The 19,295-nt window shown below is 38.7% G+C and carries 19 protein-coding genes and 1 pseudogene; 2 read left to right on the forward strand and 18 right to left on the reverse strand.

Annotation, left to right across the window (positions count from 1 at the left end; all coding sequences use genetic code 11):
• Positions 1 to 41: 41 nt before the first annotated feature.
• The 9 genes and pseudogenes from PARA_RS10380 to PARA_RS01920 all read right to left on the reverse strand — a co-directional run.
• A pseudogene (locus PARA_RS10380) lies at positions 42 to 266 on the reverse strand (IS3 family transposase); the annotation flags it as partial.
• A 193-nt stretch (positions 267 to 459) separates the two neighbouring features.
• Positions 460 to 1,326, reverse strand: a complete 867-nt coding sequence (hslO, locus tag PARA_RS01885; RefSeq protein ID WP_014064297.1) for an Hsp33 family molecular chaperone HslO — start codon at positions 1,324 to 1,326, stop codon at positions 460 to 462.
• 234 nt (positions 1,327 to 1,560) lie between these two features.
• Positions 1,561 to 2,640 carry a porin gene (locus PARA_RS01890; RefSeq protein WP_014064298.1) on the reverse strand — a complete coding sequence of 360 codons (1,080 nt, stop codon included), beginning with the start codon at positions 2,638 to 2,640 and terminating at the stop codon, positions 1,561 to 1,563.
• A gap of 165 nt (positions 2,641 to 2,805) precedes the next feature.
• On the reverse strand, positions 2,806 to 3,759 hold the full coding sequence (rfaC, locus tag PARA_RS01895) for a lipopolysaccharide heptosyltransferase RfaC (protein ID WP_014064299.1): 954 nt from the start codon (positions 3,757 to 3,759) through the stop codon (positions 2,806 to 2,808).
• Positions 3,756 to 4,661, reverse strand: coding sequence for a DMT family transporter (locus tag PARA_RS01900; protein ID WP_041918198.1), 906 nt, complete (start codon positions 4,659 to 4,661; stop codon positions 3,756 to 3,758). Before PARA_RS01900 ends, rfaC begins: the two co-directional genes overlap by 4 nt.
• A 28-nt stretch (positions 4,662 to 4,689) precedes the next feature.
• A complete protein-coding gene (locus tag PARA_RS01905; RefSeq protein WP_014064301.1) occupies positions 4,690 to 5,271 on the reverse strand; it encodes a YcxB family protein in 582 nt (193 codons plus the stop codon).
• 17 nt (positions 5,272 to 5,288) lie between these two features.
• Complete coding sequence (gene waaF, locus PARA_RS01910) at positions 5,289 to 6,332, reverse strand: lipopolysaccharide heptosyltransferase II (protein ID WP_014064302.1); 1,044 nt, start codon at positions 6,330 to 6,332, stop codon at positions 5,289 to 5,291.
• A 101-nt stretch (positions 6,333 to 6,433) separates the two neighbouring features.
• Positions 6,434 to 7,357, reverse strand: a complete 924-nt coding sequence (gene rfaD / locus PARA_RS01915) for an ADP-glyceromanno-heptose 6-epimerase (protein WP_014064303.1) — start codon at positions 7,355 to 7,357, stop codon at positions 6,434 to 6,436.
• A gap of 52 nt (positions 7,358 to 7,409) precedes the next feature.
• Positions 7,410 to 7,913 carry a protein disulfide oxidoreductase gene (locus PARA_RS01920; protein WP_014064304.1) on the reverse strand — a complete coding sequence of 168 codons (504 nt, stop codon included), beginning with the start codon at positions 7,911 to 7,913 and terminating at the stop codon, positions 7,410 to 7,412.
• Positions 7,914 to 8,022: 109 nt separating this feature from the next.
• Between PARA_RS01920 and deoC the strand changes: the two genes are divergently transcribed.
• Complete coding sequence (gene deoC, locus PARA_RS01925; protein ID WP_014064305.1) at positions 8,023 to 8,697, forward strand: deoxyribose-phosphate aldolase; 675 nt, start codon at positions 8,023 to 8,025, stop codon at positions 8,695 to 8,697.
• A gap of 57 nt (positions 8,698 to 8,754) precedes the next feature.
• Here deoC and PARA_RS01930 read toward each other — a convergent pair whose 3' ends face one another.
• From PARA_RS01930 to PARA_RS01965, 8 genes are all read right to left on the reverse strand, one after another.
• Complete coding sequence (locus PARA_RS01930; protein WP_014064306.1) at positions 8,755 to 9,429, reverse strand: phosphoglycolate phosphatase; 675 nt, start codon at positions 9,427 to 9,429, stop codon at positions 8,755 to 8,757.
• Between the two features lie 12 nt (positions 9,430 to 9,441).
• The gene (rpe, locus tag PARA_RS01935; RefSeq protein WP_014064307.1) at positions 9,442 to 10,113 is read right to left on the reverse strand and encodes a ribulose-phosphate 3-epimerase; all 672 of its coding nucleotides are present in this window, start codon (positions 10,111 to 10,113) and stop codon (positions 9,442 to 9,444) included.
• Between the two features lie 164 nt (positions 10,114 to 10,277).
• Positions 10,278 to 11,942 carry a bifunctional metallophosphatase/5'-nucleotidase gene (locus tag PARA_RS01940; RefSeq protein ID WP_014064308.1) on the reverse strand — a complete coding sequence of 555 codons (1,665 nt, stop codon included), beginning with the start codon at positions 11,940 to 11,942 and terminating at the stop codon, positions 10,278 to 10,280.
• A gap of 132 nt (positions 11,943 to 12,074) precedes the next feature.
• The gene (locus PARA_RS01945) at positions 12,075 to 12,404 is read right to left on the reverse strand and encodes a DMT family transporter (protein ID WP_014064309.1); all 330 of its coding nucleotides are present in this window, start codon (positions 12,402 to 12,404) and stop codon (positions 12,075 to 12,077) included.
• 38 nt (positions 12,405 to 12,442) lie between these two features.
• Positions 12,443 to 13,588 (reverse strand): anaerobic sulfatase maturase, encoded by a 1,146-nt coding sequence (locus PARA_RS01950; RefSeq protein ID WP_014064310.1) that lies wholly within the window; start codon positions 13,586 to 13,588, stop codon positions 12,443 to 12,445.
• Positions 13,589 to 13,609: 21 nt separating this feature from the next.
• Positions 13,610 to 14,197, reverse strand: a complete 588-nt coding sequence (locus tag PARA_RS01955) for a Crp/Fnr family transcriptional regulator (RefSeq protein ID WP_014064311.1) — start codon at positions 14,195 to 14,197, stop codon at positions 13,610 to 13,612.
• Positions 14,198 to 14,236: 39 nt separating this feature from the next.
• Positions 14,237 to 15,682 carry a sulfatase-like hydrolase/transferase gene (locus tag PARA_RS01960; RefSeq protein ID WP_014064312.1) on the reverse strand — a complete coding sequence of 482 codons (1,446 nt, stop codon included), beginning with the start codon at positions 15,680 to 15,682 and terminating at the stop codon, positions 14,237 to 14,239.
• Positions 15,683 to 15,731: 49 nt separating this feature from the next.
• The gene (locus PARA_RS01965; protein WP_014064313.1) at positions 15,732 to 17,444 is read right to left on the reverse strand and encodes a solute:sodium symporter family transporter; all 1,713 of its coding nucleotides are present in this window, start codon (positions 17,442 to 17,444) and stop codon (positions 15,732 to 15,734) included.
• 213 nt (positions 17,445 to 17,657) lie between these two features.
• On the opposite strand from PARA_RS01965, the gene PARA_RS01970 reads away from it, so the two are divergent.
• Positions 17,658 to 18,452 carry a sulfite exporter TauE/SafE family protein gene (locus PARA_RS01970; protein ID WP_014064314.1) on the forward strand — a complete coding sequence of 265 codons (795 nt, stop codon included), beginning with the start codon at positions 17,658 to 17,660 and terminating at the stop codon, positions 18,450 to 18,452.
• A gap of 34 nt (positions 18,453 to 18,486) precedes the next feature.
• On the opposite strand, the gene mazG is transcribed toward PARA_RS01970, so the two are convergent.
• Entirely contained in the window at positions 18,487 to 19,275 is a 789-nt protein-coding gene (gene mazG / locus PARA_RS01975) for a nucleoside triphosphate pyrophosphohydrolase (protein WP_014064315.1), read from the reverse strand.
• Positions 19,276 to 19,295: the final 20 nt, after the last annotated feature.

A 19,295-nucleotide genomic window follows, 5' to 3' on the forward strand; every position in this document is an offset into this window, starting at 1 on the left:
AAAACCTAAACAAAATGATCTGACCCCAAAAAGTTAGACTGTTATTTAAAGGACTGCTTTCGATATTGTATCGGACTCAGTCCTTTTAATTTTAATTGGATTCGTTCTTCATTGCAGTACTGGACATAATCATTGATAACCTTTTCAAGTTCATCAATGCCAGTAAACGATTTTCCGTGAAAACACTCCGTTTTCACTCGCCCCAAAAAGCTTCCCATTGCTGCATTATCCAAACAATTTCCTTTTCGTGACATACTTTGAGAAATCCAATATCTAACGGTTTTTGCCGCTAAGTTGAAATGCTTTAATGTTAAAGCAAGATTTTCGTGATGTTCGAAATAGAAATTCACGACTTGTTATTTAAAAAGTTGATTATATTTAGTCATAAAAAATCTGCACCTTAATCAGTTAAAAGTTTAGTCTAACTTTTGGGGTGCAGATCATGAACGGGAATTTTTCTTATTGTGCTTGTTTGAGTTTATTGATGGCTTCTTTATTGAAGAAGTAATGTGTGCCACAACATTCACACTGCATATCAATACTGCCTTTATGCTCTTCTAAGATTTCATCAATTTCAGCTTCTGGAATCAGCAACAATGCTGCACCAGAACGTTCAGGTGAGCAACCGCAGAAGAAAGAAACAGTTTGCGGTTCAAAAACTTCCACTACTTCTTCATGATATAAACGATAAAGCAATTCTTCTGCGGGTAATCCAAATAACTCCTCATCTTTGACTGTTGCAGCTAAAGTCGTTAAATGTTCAAAATCCTCTGGCGTACCTTGGCCATCTGGCATAATTTGTAACAACATCCCTGCCGCCACTGGTTTGCCTTCATATTCACCGGTACGAATAATAAGTTGGGTTTGTAATTGTTCTGAACGCACAAAATAGTCTTCTAAACATTCCGTAATGGTTGGTTTATCTAAACCGATAACGCCTTGATAACGCTCACCTTCGGTTGGAGCAATCGTAATCACTAATACGCCTTTGCCGATCATATCATGTAGGGTCATACCGTCTTGAATATCACCTTGTACACGGGCTAATGCACGGATCTGTTGTTGATCATTGCCATTAACTAAGGCTAATTTTAATGGGCCATCACCTTGAATTTGAACCGTAATATTGCCATTAAATTTTAATGTGGCGGTCAACAAATTCGTCGCCACCATCATCTCACCCAATAAGTTCTGTACCGCTTTTGGATAATGGTGGGTATTCAATGTATCAGTAAAGGTTTGGTTTAATCGTACCCATTCACCACGCACGGCACGGTTTTGAAAAAGGTAACGATAAAGTTTGTCATTATCTTGAATGTAATTCATTATTTGTTCCTATTTATTCTTTGAATGAAAAATGCGGTCAATTTTACGCATAAATTGTGAGTGGTTTATCTGATTTTTCGTCTCTAGTGTTGAAGTCAATATTCAAAACGGCGTTTTTTTGTTATCGCACTTTTAGCCTGTGCTGTATTATGGGGATGAAAATCAAAATTACAAGCAAAAAGAAAAGCGGATAGCTTTCACTATCCGCTCGTTTTATAAGATTAAACTGATAAATTACCAGTATGCACGTAAACCGATAACCGTTTTGAAGTCACGGCTACGATCTACAGCGCTGTTTTCGTATTTAGTACGAGTTGCTTGCCATTCTAAGAATGGTTTCACTTTTAAAGAACCTTGGTTAAACACATAGTATTCAGTACCTACCATAAATTGGCGAGTTCTGTCTGTATTATTGCTGTGTTTATCTGTTTTATATGCATACATCGCATAAACGTTCCAATCTTCGTTTAAACCTTGACGAATAACGGCACGTACTTCATTTTTAATGCGTTTGTCACCTTGGTTTTTGGTTACTTGACGCTCTAAATCTACACCATAAGTCGTGTGAACGAAGTTATATGCTAAACCTAAGCCATAAGCATTACGGAATAATGACGTGTTGTTTGCATTTTCAGAAATTTCACGAGTGAAACCTGCTGCAACAGTTACATTTTGGATACTGTCAATTGCATGATTGAAGATAAGACCTGTACCCCAAGCATTTTTACGTTTGTTCACTAAATCAAGATTTTTCATGTTACGTTTGCTTGAACCGCCGTAGTACGCACCAAATTTCACTTTATTTGATCCGTAGTTACCGTTGTATGTATATTGTGCTACGCGGCGAGCAGAGCCATCTAATAAACCATCAGATAAGCTGTAAGTATTTGCTAAGTCGGTTTGTTTTACTTCATCAGTGATAGTAGGCATGTTACCGTAAGTTAACTCACCGAATTGTTTGTGGCCAATACCTGCGTAAAGGAAGTGTGTATAAACATGGTCAAAATCATGTTGTGAAGGTGCTTCACCACGCATACGCCACTCAGCACGGCCTAATGCGTAGAAATCACCGCCTAAACTTTGTTTTAATTTAATACCAAAACGTGAACCATTGTTATCTACTGCATGATTGATGTGTTCTTTGCTTTCGCCACCCGCCACATAGTTAGTTTTGTTAGAGGTGCTTTCCCATTTAACACGTAAAGAACCGTAAAAATCAACATCCGTACCAGTTTGGTCAACATGGAAGTTATAAGCTTGTGCAGAACCTGCTGCTAATGCAGCTACAGATAAAGCAAGAAGTGTTTTTTTCATAACGCTTTCCTTATGATTTAATGAAGTTAATAAAAAATTGAACTTTTTTCAGTTTATACACTACAACTCGAACGTGTCAATATTAAATTTTCCCAACTATCAGAAAATAGACAATATTTTGACTAAAATTAATTTAGATCAATACATTTCCAATTATTCTACAAACTATTTAATTAATGTATTTAGGCTAGAAAAGACCTGCTCTGAGGTAATTTTCTCCATCGAATTGGCAATTAAATAATGCTGATTTCTACCATAACAACCAATTAAGGTCGGATCAGTTGCGCCATAAAGCGTAATATTGGGTTTATCCAGTGCTGCCGTTAAATGCGCAAGCCCAGTATCCACAGACACCGCGGCTTTTGCATTAGCTATTTGGTAAGCCAATTCATTTAATGAAAGTTTAGGCAAAACGACCACATGAGATAAACCTACTGCTAATCGCTCTGCTCTCGCCTTTTCTTTTACATTTCCCCAAGGTAAACGAACTTGAACAGAAAGTGCGGTCAGTTTTTCAATTAAATTTCGCCATTCATGTTCTGACCAATGCTTTTCATCTCTTGTCGTAGAATGAAAAAAGATCACATAAGGTTCGATAGAGTCTGCGGAAATAAAATGACGCGCAATGTCATAATCCCCTTTCTCTTTCGGTAATGGATAAGATAATGCTTGTGCAAAAAGTTGACGAATGCGTTCTACCGCATGTTGTTGATAAGAAATCGCGTATTTTTTATCGTAAAACAAGGAAGCTATCGGCTCACGGATACTCTTGCGATCATAGCCATGTTTGACGCCATTAGCTAAGCGTGTCGCAAAAAAAGCGCTCTTAAAAAGCCCTTGCGCGTCAATTACGGCATCATATTGATTGGCTTGTAATAAAGTGCGGTAAGATTTCCATTCGTTCTTTGTTTGAGCCGAAAAAGGCGATTTTCGCCAGCGTCTTAAGGCAATTGGAATGATTTGATTCACTGCCGAATGCCAACGTGGAATTTCTGCAAAATTCTCTTCCACCACCCAATCAATAGAGAGATTAGGAATAGCACGCTGTGCATCAGTCAATGCCGGCAAAGTATGAATCACATCCCCCATAGAGGAAGTCTTAATCACACATACTTTCATTTAATTAACCTTCTTCCCCAGTGCATAATTCCAAGCCCAGATACGGCTAAAATTCCTCCTATAATTAAGGAGGAATCCACCTGTTCATTCAACCAAACGGCTGAAAATAAAATGCCTAAAATTGGCACAAGAATAATATAAGCTGAGGCATTGCCTGCCCCTAAGTGTTTCACACCATCAAAATACCATGCATAGGCTAATACCGTTGCACCAAATGCAAGACCAAGTAAACTTATCCACTCACCTTGTGATAAATTCAGTACTGTCAGCCAATCGCCCGAGCTTTCCACGCATAAAGCACTAATAAACAACAATAAAAAACCAAAAATGGAAGATAATGTGGTTGCGGTGAGAGAATCAATACCCGCGAGTACTTTTCTCGCCAATAAGGTGTAAACAACCCAACAAATTAGTGCACCTATTAATAATATTTGCCCAAATCCAAAGGAATCCATCATTTGTAAAAAATTCCCTTTTGTGAGAGCCAATAATGTTCCGCTCATGGCAATAACCATTCCAAGTATTACCCAACGATTCCATTTTTCTTTAAATAAAAAAATCGCCAAAAGCGTGGTAAATACAGGGTTTGTTGCCACAATAACAGCCGCTTGTCCCGCTGGAAGATATTTCAGCCCCCAGATAAAAAATGTGGAATAAGCGAAAACACCGAAAAAGGCGGTTACAAACAACCCCATCCACTGATTAGCGTTTAGTTGTTTAGCATATTTGAAGCGATTCGCCGCATATAGCCAAATAATGAGTGGAATAATGGCGAAAAAAAAGCGCAGGCTTGAAGCAACAAATGTCGGCATAGCTTGGGCAACTACTCGTCCCCAAGGCCAAGAGGCGCCCCATAAAATCACCATTCCAATTAATTGTAAATGTATGCGGAGAGGGTTCATATCATTAACATATCCTGTTAGACCTTTTCTATTTACTTAAAGGCTCTGCTTGGTAAGCTTTTATTTTTTCTCGTAAAGCGGCTTCAAATGCTTCTCGATGAGCATCATCTTGAAAGGCTGAATGAGGAATAGATAAAAATTGTCCGGTACCAATTCGAATTGTTAAGTAACCATAATGATTTTCAATATGATGAATGTTGCGATAATTATGTAAGACTTGGCAGAAATCTATTTTCGTGCATAAGCCATCTTCTTCGATTCGTATGGTCGTACTTTTATTAGCACCCTCAAATACTTGGCTTTGAAAAGCTTTGGTATTTAAATAAGGTCGCAGACAAACAGCATAAAAAAAAGAACATAGTGAGATAATTAATAATATATGCCCTGCATAATTGGCTAAGATATTTTCATAGCAATCATACAAATACTCTCCCCAATCCATCAGTTCAAAAGCAAGAAAAATACTTGGCAGCAAGAAGAATAAATATAATAAGAAATCGCCAATACTCATCATCTTGCGAAATTTATTATGTTTATAAATATCACGACTGATTTTACGGGCTACTTTAGCTTCATTTTTATCTAATACGGGTTGATATGTCACTTCCATTTTATATTCTCTCTTTCTTAAATCTCTAAAAGTGCGGTCAGTTTTTCTACCACTTTTTCAGGTGTAATATCAATCAAACTTTGATGATACCCTTCCGAGCTATCTGTACTTTTACGCACCTTAATTAAATCGCCTTCAATTAAACGAATAATCACGGCCTTATCCGATAATGGTGGCGTATAAGTTGGGCTCGTTGGGCCGTAAAGTGCAACCAATGGACGATCTGTCGCAGCGGCAATATGCATTAAGCCGCTGTCATTGCTCACCACTGCTGTGCAGTTAGCAATTAAATCTACCGCTTGATTAAGATTCGTTTGCCCTGCCAAATTCAAACAGAACGGTTGTAGCTCGGCTGGCAACGCATTGCGAATTTGCTCCCCAGCTTCCACATCTTTTGATGAACCAAATAATTCTACTGCATAGCCTTTTTCAATCAGCATTTCTGCTAACTTAGCATAATGGTAGTGAGGCCAGCGTTTAGCTGGACCAAATTCAGCACCAGGGCAGAAACCGATAATCGGACGTTCGCCTAAAAGTGCGGTCTGTTTTTCAAAGTTTTTTAAGGTTTCCGCCTGTTGAGTTGGATCAACGGTTAAATAAGGTTTTAGAATAGGAATATCAGCCGCTTTTGGCACCGAATTTTGCTCAAAAGCTAACGCGACATAACGTTGCACCATCATTGGGTAATCACGTTTGTTATTGCGTAAATCGTTAAGCAAGAAATAACGGCTTTCCCCTTTCCAGCCACGACGCACAGCAATTTTTGCAAAGGCGGGAATAAAAGCTGACTTCAAGGAGTTTGGTAATACGATTGCCATATCATATTGATTGCGTAATGCCTTACCTAAACGATAACGTTCACACAAGGCAAACTTGCCATGTCCGAGCGGCATTTCAATAGCATGACGCACTTCTGGCATACGGGCTAAAAGCGGTTTACACCAATTGGGTGCCATTACATCAATTTGGCAATGGGGATATTGCAGTTTGAGTTGTTGATACAAACTGTGCGACATCATCATATCGCCGACCCAAGACGGGCCGATAATTAAAATATTCATGTTTGACCTTATAACAAAAAAAGTGCAGCTAAAAATAAGACCAATTTTAACCGCACTTTATCCATTTTCTAGTATTGAACGACATTATTTGTTCAATATTTTTATTTATTTAACCACGCCATGTACTCAGCCACACCTTCCGCTACGGTTTTAAATGGTTTGTCATAGCCAGTTGCGCGCAGTTTCTCAAGATTAGCTTGAGTATATTCTTGATAGCGAGATTTCAAATGCTCTGGGAATGGAATGGTTTCCACTGCACCTTTGCCATGGAATTTGATTACCGCTTTCGCCACTTCTGCGAAAGACTCTGCATTGCCGGTACCACAGTTAAAGATACCCGAAATGCCATTTTGCCAGCACCAAATGTTGACTTGTGCCACATCGCCTACATAAACGAAATCACGGCGGAAGTGTTCACTGCCTGCAAATAATTTTGGGTTTTCGCCTTTAAGGATTTGGTTATTTAAGTGGAATGCCACACTCGCCATTGAACCTTTATGGCCTTCACGTGGACCATATACGTTGAAATAACGGAAACCACATACCGGTGATTGCGCTTCAGGTAAAATCGCACGCACATATTGGTCAAATAAGAATTTAGAATAACCGTACACATTCAATGGACCTTCAAATTCACGCTCTTCACGGAATTCAGTTTTGTCACCATAAGTCGCCGCACTTGATGCATACAAGAACGGAATTTGACGATCTAAGCAGTAATGCAATAACTCTTTTGAATATTCGTAGTTATTGTGCATGATGTATTTACCGTCCCATTCAGTGGTCGCCGAGCAAGCCCCTTCATGGAATACTGCATCGATCTCACCTAAATCATCACCTGCAATAATTGACGCAATGAAGTCTTCTTTATCACAGTAATCTGCGATATCAAGATCCACTAAGTTAATGAATTTAGTCCCGTCTTTTAAGTTATCTACCACTAAAATATCTTTGCGTCCCATATCGTTTAATGCTTTAACGATATTACTGCCGATAAAACCGGCGCCACCTGTTACGATAATCATAATTCTGTCCTCTTTAGAATAAGTCTGTGTATTGTAATAGATTTTGTGCCGCTTAGCCAAAAAACTCGGTGAAAAACAACCGCACTTTTAAGCCCCAGTAACTCGTCCAGCCCGTTGTGGCCAAATCCATTTTTCCTTTATTTAAAATAATAATGGTTGGTGTCACATTCACCTGCCATTGATCCGCAATCTTGCCTTGAGGATCATTCACCGTTGTAAACTGATAGTGATGTGTTTGTAAATAATCCTCCACATCCTTATTTGTCCCCGAACGTAGCGCGACAGAGACTACCGGATAGCCTTCTTCTGAAAGTGAATTAATCGCTGGAGAAGTATAACGACAATAACCGCACCAACTTCCCCAGAAATAAATGATTGTCGGCTTAGCTTGATCTAATTGGGGTAAAAAGAAGGCATTTCCCTGCAAATCATAAAGTGCCGTTGCATTGATTTCAGGTGGAATATTAGGTTTACGAATAAAATCGAGAATACTGCTTACGACAATCAACGTCAGCAGGAGCGAAATCGCATTTTTAAATAAGGTTTTAAGTTTCACAATAAAATTTCATGAGCTAGGATAAATGGATTGTAATCGATCAGAAAAGTGCGGTCAAAATTGCAGATATTTTGCTATGATAACCCCATCATTTAATAAGGAGAAAAATATGGATAGTAAACAATTAGCACAATATATTGACCACACTGCCCTGACTGCTGAAAAAACAGAACAGGATATTCTTAAACTCTGTGATGAAGCCATTCAATACGGCTTTTATTCAGTCTGCATTAATTCAGGCTATATTCCTTTAGCCAAAGAAAAACTCGCTGGCTCAAACGTCAAAATTTGCACCGTTGTTGGTTTCCCACTTGGTGCCAACTTATCCTCAGTCAAAGCGTTTGAAACCCAAGAAGCCATCAAAGCTGGGGCGGGTGAAATCGATATGGTAATTAATGTTGGCTTGATTAAATCAAATAAATGGGATGCCGTAAAAGACGATATTCAAGCGGTATTAACCGCTTGTCATGGCGTGCCACTTAAAGTGATTTTGGAAACCTGCTTACTCACCAAAGAAGAAATTGTGAAAGCCTGTGAAATCTGTAAAGCGTTGGGTGTGGCATTCGTTAAAACCTCAACCGGTTTCAATAAAGGCGGCGCAACCGTAGAAGATGTGGCATTAATGAAGAAAACGGTAGGTAACATTGGCGTGAAAGCCTCTGGCGGTATTCGTGATACTCAAACCGCACTAGCGATGATTAAAGCGGGAGCTACTCGAATTGGCGCAAGCGCAGGCATTGCGATTGTAACGGGTGTTTCTGCTAATACCTCAAGCAATTACTAATCGATAATAAAAAAGGAGATTGAAGTGTATGCTTCAATCTCCTTTTTTAATCATCAATTAAAGAATCTCTAATAACTTCGTAAAGTCATCAAACACCCAATCAGGATTTGATTCCGCAATTGGAATGTTGTAGTTGTAACCGTAAGTTAAACCCACAGCTGGACAACCTGCTGAATGAGCAGCGAGAATGTCATTTCGAGAGTCACCTACAAACAATACTTGGCGGGGTTCTACGCCAAATTTACCACATAAATAATACAATGGGCCTGGATGTGGTTTAATCGCAGGTAATGACTGTCCACCAAGCATTTCACTGAATAAATGATCGATGCCAAATGCCGCTAATACTGGCTGAACGTGACGAGTTGGTTTATTTGTTACTACGGCCAAGGTATAACCACGAGCCTTTAAGGTTTCCAATGTTTCTTTTACATTTGGATACAAGCGGCTCACATTGCAAAGGTTCTCCGCGTAATACACGTTAAAACGCTCTTTCACTTGCTCCATTTCTGCATCTGAAAAGTCTTTACCTGTTTGTACTTTTACCCATTCTAAAGCACGAGCAATCAATACAGGTGCCCCATTACCAATCCAAGTTAACACTAACTCTTCTGGTGCTTGAGGTAATCCAAAGTCTGCTAAAGCAGAATTCACAGACAACGCTAAATCTGGCAAACTATTCACAAGCGTACCGTCTAAATCAAAACCGATAACTTTAAATTGAGTCTTCATTCTTACTACCATCTATTTAACTGAAGCTAACTGCGCGCGCATTTGATCAATGATTTGTTTATAATCTGGTTTACCAAAAATCGCTGAGCCTGCCACAAACATATCTGCACCGGCTGCGGCGATTTCTGCAATATTATCCTCTTTTACCCCACCATCAACTTCTAAACGGATATCTAAACCGCTTTCATCAATTAGACGACGTGCCTGTTGTAATTTTCTCAATGTTGAAGGTAAAAAAGATTGTCCACCAAATCCTGGATTCACGGACATTAACAAAATCACATCCACCTTATCTAATACATAATCCAAATAACTTAATGGTGTGGCAGGATTAAACACTAAACCCGCTTTACAGCCATGATCTCGAATGAGCTGTAAAGAACGGTCAATATGTTCACTGGCTTCAGGATGAAACGTAATGTAATCTGCACCCGCTTTGGCAAAATCAGGAATGATACGATCGACTGGTTTCACCATCAAATGTACGTCAATAGGTGCTTTAATACCATAATCACGCAAAGCTTTACACACGGCTGGGCCAAAGGTTAAATTCGGCACATAGTGATTATCCATTACATCAAAATGAATCACATCCGCACCGGCATTCAACACGTTTTGCACATCATCACCAAGACGAGCAAGATCTGCAGAAAGGATAGAAGGGGCGATTAAATAAGGTTTCATTTGTCATCTCCTAAAGGATAAAAGTGCTTGTAGTTTACTACGTTAGGCTTAGTTTTACCTTGATTATTTACAAGTTTTAGCTGAAAACAAAGAAAAAAATAACCGCACTTGATTCGATTGCCTCAAAGTGCGGTTGGTTTTTTATCGTATTTTAAAAGGATCGATTAGTTTAATCCAATGATTTCCCAACGGTTGTGAGATAGACCATCGATTTTGCCATTTTTCACATTCGTGATGTAATCGATCATCATATTTTGGATCGTGCCTTTTTCACGGCCCATAGCCACTTTAGATTCCCAAAGTACAGGAATTTGTTGTCCTTCCCAAATACCACCTTTACCGTTTAATTGAGCGAAACGATATGAGTTCATGCCCACTTTTAATTTCATATCATCAGTTACCGGTTTACCGTCAGCAAGGGTTAAATCAACGATTTTGCTACCTTGTGGATTACGTAAGTCAATTTTGTAATTTACGCCACCGAAAATGTCGTAAGTCACATATTTTGATTTTTTACGTTCCGCATTATAACGATATTCGGTGTCACCTGGTTGGATGGTATCGAAGTAGTTAGCCGACCATTCCATATATTCTTTTAATTGTTTACCGGTCAGTTCATAAACGGTGACATCACCACCTGCATAACGATAGTTAAAGATGATGTCTTTTTTCTTGATATCGCCTTTGTTCATACGTGCTTTTTGGTGGTCGAAAGAGAAAGTCACCACATCTGCACCACTGTAATGTTGTTCAACATCATTAATGAATGAAGATAAACCAGTATCTTTTGAGAATGCCGCTGATACACCGTGTTTGGTCTCTTGTGGCACCATTTCGTTTTCGGTTTGACCAATCACCACATTGTTTAATTCACGTAATTTCTCGTGATAAGGTTTATAGATTTCGGCAATTTTCTTATCCGCTTCAAGTTCTTTAACTGGAACGGTTTTGGATTCTTTCTTCACCAATTTCACTTCTTTTTTATCGTTGATATCAAAAGTGAGATCCACTTCAGATACCACGGTACCGTAACGGTGTGGTTCAGTGATAAGGGTATTTTTAATGGTTTCACTTGGTACATCTTTGTGCATGTGGCCTGCGATTACCACATCAATGCCGTCTACTGCATTGATGACATCACGCATACCGGTGTCTGGAATCTTGTTTTCATTGTCGATACCCATGTGAGCGATCACGATAATTGCATCAACACCTTTCGCTTTTAACTTCTCAACTTGTGTACGTGCTTCTTCCGTTGGTGAAGTAAATTTCATGTCTTTTAAGTTGCCCGTGTCTTCTTCAAATTTTGCTGACATTGGGGTACTTAAACCGATAATCCCGAGTTTTACGCCATCTTTTTCAATGATGGTTGTCGCATCAATATAACGTTTATCGTTTTTCTTATAATAGAAGTTTGCGGTTAATTTTTTCGCTTTGATGTCTTTTAAGATTTCATCTAATGCTTTCATCCCAAAGTTAAACTCGTGGTTACCAAGTACGAAAATATCATATTTCATTTCGTTTAATACTTTTGGAATTGGGTGATCTTTGTAATATTTTTTATCTTTTGCGAACACATCGACTTGGTTATCTTGGATCGCATCGCCCACATCCACTAACACCACGTTTTTGTTATTTTTACGCACATCTTTCACATAAGTTGCGATTTGCGCATAAGAACCAGATTTATCTTCTACGTCTGCGCCATAGCTCCAAGGTACAACGCGACCATGAATATCAGAGGTACCCAATATTTTAATATTTACTTCTTGTGCCATTGCTGTGCTAACAGCAGAAAGCGCAAATAATGAGCAAAGTAATTTTTTCATAGAATTTCCTTTAAAGTTGCACAAAGTGCGGTTAAAAATGCTGGAGAATTATAGCGATGAATCGATTGCCAACATAATTTTATTTTGAAGAAAAATAAAATTTGTGAGCACGTTCACATTTCATTTGGAGGATTAATGTCCTGTTTGAGAAAACAAGTTAATCACTAAAACACCGCTAATAATCAATGCCATACCAATCAGCCCAGCGGTATCGATTTTCTGACCAAAAGCGAAATATGCCACAATGGCCGTCAAAACAATACCGACACCCGACCAAATGGCGTAAACCAAGCCCACGGAAAGCGTGCGGAATACAAGAGAGACAAAATAAAATGAAATGGCATATAAGGTTAATGAGCCTATTGTAGGTAAAAGTTTGGTAAAGCCATCGCTGACTTTTAACAAATTCGTTGCCACAATTTCAAGGCAAATCGAAATAGCGAGTAATGTCCAAGGATTCATATCAATCAAAACGTAAAATAGAAAGTCGCTATTCTACCTTAAGCGGCTGATGGATGTAACCGAATTTGGCGAGCCATCGCTTGCATATAAGGCGCCGTTTGTTCAAAGAAATAACGGTAAGAGGCACATAAATAATTATGTGGATTGGGTTCATTTTCGAGAGAAACAAAACGATGTTTCGGGCAACCGCCATAACAGAGTTTACGAAACTCACAATGACGGCAAAGTGCGGTCAATTTTTGTGATTTTTCTAAACCGAATTGCTGTTGTTTATTGGAAAGCACAATCTCTGTTAAAGGTTGTTGAGTTAAATTGCCGACCTTGTATTCGGGATACACAAAATGATCGCAAGTATACACATCACCATTGGCTTCCGTGACAAGAGATTGACCGCAAGTGGGTTGATGAACGCAAGTTGTGGAAGGATAACCGAGCCATTGCCCTAGTAAATTATCAAACTGCGACACATAAATTTTTCCCACATCATGAGCATACCATTCATGAAAGACATCCACGAGAAATTGTCCATAACCTTCTGATGGTACTGAAAAATCAGTGACAGATTGTGTTTGTGCATGACGTTCGACAATAGGAATAAACTGCATATAAGTCGAGCCAAGCTGTTTGAGTGCTAAATAAGTTTCTCTTCCTTTTTGCCAGTTTTGATCATTAATGACGGTCAGGGTGTTAAATTCCACGCCATATTCTTGAAGCAGATTTAACGCTTTCACGACTTTTTCAAAGGTGGGGTTGCCGTTACCTGAAATACGATAACGATTATGTACGACACTTAAACCGTCAATAGAAAGCCCAATGAGAAAATGATGCTGTTTGAAAAATGCGGCCCATTGCTGGTTAAGAGCAATACCATTGGTTTGAAAGGCATTTGTGATCTGTTTCCCTTGGGCAAATTCCTGCTGATATTCAACGGCTTGTCGATAAAAATCTAAGCCTAAAAGAGTGGGTTCCCCACCTTGCCAAGCAAATTCAACCACATTGCCGGCGTGAGATTGGATATAGTTTTTGACGTAATGTTTTAAGGTGTCTTTCGACATAAAAGGCGCATGTTGCCCAAACTGTTCTGATTTCTCCAAATAGAAGCAATATTCACACTGAATGTTACAGTGAAAACTGCTTGGTTTCGCCATTAAGTGAAAATGAGCTTGTGGTGGAAAAACAGACATCAACCATCCTTTGTTACAACATTATTTATGACCTGATATTCGATCAAATGCCCCGTTTTGTTTGAGTTCTTTCGCAATGCGAATGGCGGTTTCGGTTTCACAGCCAGCATATTCCGCAATTTCGCGATACGTCCAATTATAATCAGGAAAGTTTTGTTTGAGGAAATATAAACTATCCATCACACGATCTAAAGTGCGTAAATAGGCACTTTTTGCTAAACGCTCTTCAGCTTCGCGTAGTTCATCTGCCAAGATCTGCAATAAACATTGGCTCATCACCGTATTATGCGTAAAAAACTCGCTCACTACATTGGGCTTGATGCGAGTAATTTCTGCATCAATTAAAACTTTCGCATTGCAATGATAGTGTTTATCCGTCATGGAAAATAAGGTTCGGAAACCAAAATAATCGCCTTTGGAATATAACCGCACCAAGCTTTCCTTACCATTTTCAAGGGTATGAAATAAGCCAATCAAGCCTGCTTGAACATAATAAAACTCATGTGCTGCTTCACCTTGTTGATACAAGAAGGAGCCTTTCGGCAAGTGATGTAACTCGGTGAGCTGACAATGTGATAACTCAGTAGGCTTGATTGAGCAATTTTCCATAAACATCCTTAAAAGTGCGGTCAGTTTTTTCTTTGTTTTTTATACTTCGTGAATAATTCGATATACCCAGTTTTCTAGCGGATCATTTAAACGTTTCATTTCTTGACGCATTTCTTCTAGCATCTCTTTTTTGACTGCTTCATATTCTGGCTTATAGAACAAATTATGCATTTCAGCCGGATCATTTTTCACATCATAAAGCTCGCAAATGTCCGAAGCATTAAACACTAATTTATAGTCTTTACGGTGCCACATGCGTTGTTCAAAATAAACGAAATGCCCTGCTAACTGTGCCAATATCCCTTTGCGTTGATTATCTTGATGTTGACGAACAATCGGCAAAATACTTTCCCCTTCAAAGGCAGAAGGAATCGGCTGATTAGCCAAATCATAAACAGTAGAGGTTAAATCATGCAAATAGACGAGGTTATCATCTTGTTGATTAACACGATTTGAATTCGGGTCTTTGATAATCATCGGAATGTTGTAAGTGGTATCAAACATGAACTCCCCTTTCTCAATCATTCGATGAGCGCCCATCGCATCCCCATGGTCAGCGGTTGCCACAATAAAAGTGCGGTCATAAATACCGTTGTTTTCTAAAAAAGTAAACAACTCGCCAATTGCATCATCAATCAAGGTGATATAACCCCAGAATTTTGTGATCACTTCTTTCCAATGATCTTCACTCGCTTCCCACATCCCCCACATTTTAGAGATGGTACGATAATGTCCTGGTTTTCCTTCTAGCGGTTTGAAGAAACTTTCATCTAGTACCACATCTTCTTTTCGATACATGGAATAATAAGGTTCTGGCACAATACAAGGCGTATGCGGCCCCCAGAAATTAATCCATGTGAAGAACGGTTTGTTTTCAGCAAGTGATTCACTAATATAGCTTTTCGCTTCATCAATAATGAAATACGGGATGGTTTGTTCTTTTGTGCCAGAAAGCAAACCACAAAGCTCTTGTACACGCAAATGTGGGTTATCCCCAAAATAAGCACGACTCACTTCTGGAATCTCATAACCTTTTTCATCTAACCATTCTTTATAACGATTGGAATGTGTCGGCGGTTGGTTGAACACTAAATTTTTATACACGCCACTGCCCGGATAACCATAGCCGTCAAAGTTATGCCCTTTGATACCATAATCTTCCGGTACGGATTTTGTACCCACGTGCCATTTCCCCACAACATAGGTGTTATAGCCGTCTAGTTTACCGATATTCGGTGCAGCTTCGCTCACTTCACCTGTACCGCCTTTTTCACCATTACGAATGATGCCATGGGTAGATGGCATTAAACCGGTAAAGAGTGAAGTCCGTGCGGGCCCACAAACGGAAGCGGGCGTAAAAGCATTATTAAAACGTACGCCATCTTTCGCTAGACGGTCAATATTCGGGGTTTTAACGATCTGGTGACCATAAGCCCCCAACATATCTTTACGCACTTGGTCGAGTAAAATATAGATAATGTTCATACACAATCCTTATCTATTTTAAGGGCGTACGTGATGTACGCCCGACTGCTTAATGTTGGTTAGAAAGATGTAATTGATGTTCTGTTTTTTCATTTTTTGGTCTAAAGACAATCAACACAATGAGTTGTAACACCGCATACACTTCCAACACTAACATTGGATTGCCATCTGGAGAAGCAAGACCAACAGGTGATAAGAAAGTATAAAGCGCGATTAAACCAAGAATCAATGAAACAGACGTCACTTTAATGTATTTCCAATTGGTTAAGTCTACATCGCCTTTATTGATGGTATTTTCCACATAAGGCTCACGTTTTAAGAATTGACCTAAAATCAACATCAAGACAACATCAAATACGAATAATCCGCCCATGACATACACGAAATTGATTTTCACCTTGAACACCCAAACAATACTGAAATAAAGTACCACGTGTACAAGTAAGGCTATACGTGCAGCCAAGCCAGAAACTGTTTTATTAAATAAACCCACAGCAAATAACGCCACGATTGGAATATTCACAAAACCAGCAAAGCGTTTAGTGATTAAGAAAATACCATCTGTACCGAACATCAAAAGTGGGCCAATAATCATGGTCACAATCGCCATAATGGTAGAGACTTTTTTCGCATAGACGATCAATTCTTGATCGGTACGTTGTTTTTTACTGATAGATGGTAGTAAGTCTTTACAATAAATCGTCGCTGCAGAGTTTAAGAATGAGTTAAAGGTACTTAAAATTGCGCCGAAAAGTGCAGCAATAAAGAAGCCTTGTAATGCAGTCGGCATCACTTTATTAACCAACAATGGATAAGAGGTATCAATTGGATTTAAGCCTTCGCCTAGAATATGGAAACTCAATAAACCCGGTAAATTAAGAATAATCGGTAATGTGAGTAAGAAAAGCGCTGCAATTAAAATCCCTTTTTGACCCGATGCTAAATCCTTCGCTCCTAAACAACGTTGTACGATAGCCTGGTTCGTTGTCCAATAGAAGAAGTGAACAACCATAATACCGGTAAAAATTGTTGGCCAAGGGGTAGAGTCGGTTGAACTACCAATAGCGTTCCATTTTTCAACGTGGGTGGTAGTGATGATATTCAACCCTTCTGAAATACTGCCATTACCTAAATAAAGTAACGCAAATACAGGTACAAGCAAAGCACCAATCACTAAGATCACGGCATTGATGGTATCGGAAACCGCTACCGCTTTTAACCCGCCAAAAATCGCATAAATCGCACCGACTACACCGATAGCAATCACGGTATAAACAATTGCTTGAGCGTAGCTTAATCCAAAGATCGTTTCTAGATTGAAGATTTTGTTAAAGGCAATTGCCCCAGTATAAAGTGCGGTCGGAATAACGATTAAAAGATAGAAGACTAAGAATAACCCTGACATAATCAAACGAGTTTGACGGTCAAAGCGATTTTCAAAGAATTCAGGAATGGTGGTATAACCGTTACGCAAATATTTCGGCAACATATAAAGCGCCAAGAAACAAAGCGGAATCACCGTTGGCACTGTCCACGCAATAATAGAAAAGTTGTTTTGATAAGAATTGGCATTCACCCCAATCAATTGCTCAGTAGAAAGTGAAGTTAACACCATTGAGCAACCAATCACAATACCGCTTAATCCTCGTCCCGCTAAGAAATAACCTTTCGAGGTGGTTAAATCATCGTTTTTAGTACGTAGCCATGAAATATAGGCCACTAAAGCCGTTACGATGAGGAAACTCAAAACCGTTAATAGCATACGCTCCTCCTTGTAGAAGCCAATATTAAATTCCATTTATAGACTACTGCTCAGTTTGTAAAGAGCATATGATAATTGTCATAGTGATTGTGTGAGAGGGATCACAAATTTAAAATAAAGTCTGTTTTTATAGATAATTATGAGCAAGATCATAAATTATTTATTTATCCAAAAGAATAATAATGCCGTACTCCCACACAAAAGGAGTTTGAAATGAGCTTAGAGTTAATTCTTATTTTGATTTTATGTGGTGTCATGACGAATATCATGTCGGCCATTTTTGGTATTGGTGGCGGTGTATTGATGGTGCCTATTCTCTACACTTTATTCCCACAATTTCCTTTACAAATGATTGCTGCAACATCGTTGACGATTGTCATGGGATCATCCTTTATTAACTTGATTTATTTCTACAAACAAAAAGTATCAATTAATTACAAAGCGATGCTCATTTGGTCTGTGGGTATGATTATTGGTGTGCAGCTAGGATTTGAATTAAGTTTTTACGTGCCAGATATTGCCATTATCAGCGTGTTTGTTATCACACTTTCACTATTAGCGATTCGTACTATTTTTAGTAAAGAAAGTGCAACGAGCCAGCAAACGACAACAGATGAAACCATAAAAGGAATGGGCCTTTCAACTTTTGGAGGATTTATTGCCGGTATGACGGGTATTGGAGGAGGCTCTATCATGGCGCCTTTAATTGGTCAGCTAAAATCCGTTAAAGCCCATCAAATTGCTCCTTATACCAATGCAATGATGTTTATTGGTGGGTTAGGCAGTCTTTATGGCTATCTTTCAAAAAACTCACCTCATCACTTTGGTTGGCAAATCGGTTACGTAAATTTTTCGATCGTGATTATTGTCGTACTCAGTGCTTTTGTGACCGGATTTTTATCGATGAAAATTCGAGGTAAATTATCACCGCAATTAGTCAAAAAACTATTAGGCATTATTTTATTGATGATCAGTGCCTATATGTTACTTATCCATGCTATAAAATAAAAAATGGCAGAGAAAACGCCCTCTGCCATTTGAATTATCTTTCTTCTCTTTTCACTTCATCCCACAAGATATCCATTTCAATTAAAGAAAGATCTTTAACTGATGAACCTCGCTCCTGTGCTTTTTCTTCTACTTTACGAAAACGTTGTTCAAATTTATTATTCGCCTTACGCAAAGCCTCTTCTGCATTGCATTTGAGATGACGAGACAAATTGACTGTTGCAAAAAATAAATCCCCGATTTCCTCTTCTATTTTTTCTTGATTACGAGGAGTTTGATTGATTTCATCCCTAACCTCTTGCAATTCTTCTTCAACTTTTGCTAATACAGGTTCAACGTCATCCCAATCAAACCCAATCTTTGAACATTGTTTTTGCATTTTTTGTGCTCTTAACAATGCAGGAAAAGCATTCGGAATATCATCTAAAATAGAACGTTTTTCTTGAACTGATTTCTCTTGGGCTTTAATACTATTCCAACTGGCTAATGCCTCTTCTTCATTTCCAGCTGTTGCATCACCAAATACATGAGGATGACGACGCACAATCTTTTTAGAAATATCATTAAGAACATCATCAAATGTGAAATAACCATCTTCAGAAGCAAGCTGACTGAAAAATACAACCTGTAATAAAAGATCGCCAAGCTCTTCTCTTAAATTAACAATATCTTTCTTTTGGATAGCATCAATGACTTCATAAGTTTCTTCGGTTAAACAAGGAATCATTGATTCATAATTTTGTTTAAGATCCCAAGGACAACCGCCGTTAGGATTACGTAATTGTGCAATTAATTGGATAAAATCTTGAATGGAGTAATGCATAAGAATATCTCTGAAATACT

This window comes from Haemophilus parainfluenzae T3T1 (genome assembly GCF_000210895.1).
GTDB lineage: Bacteria > Pseudomonadota > Gammaproteobacteria > Enterobacterales > Pasteurellaceae > Haemophilus_D > Haemophilus_D parainfluenzae_A.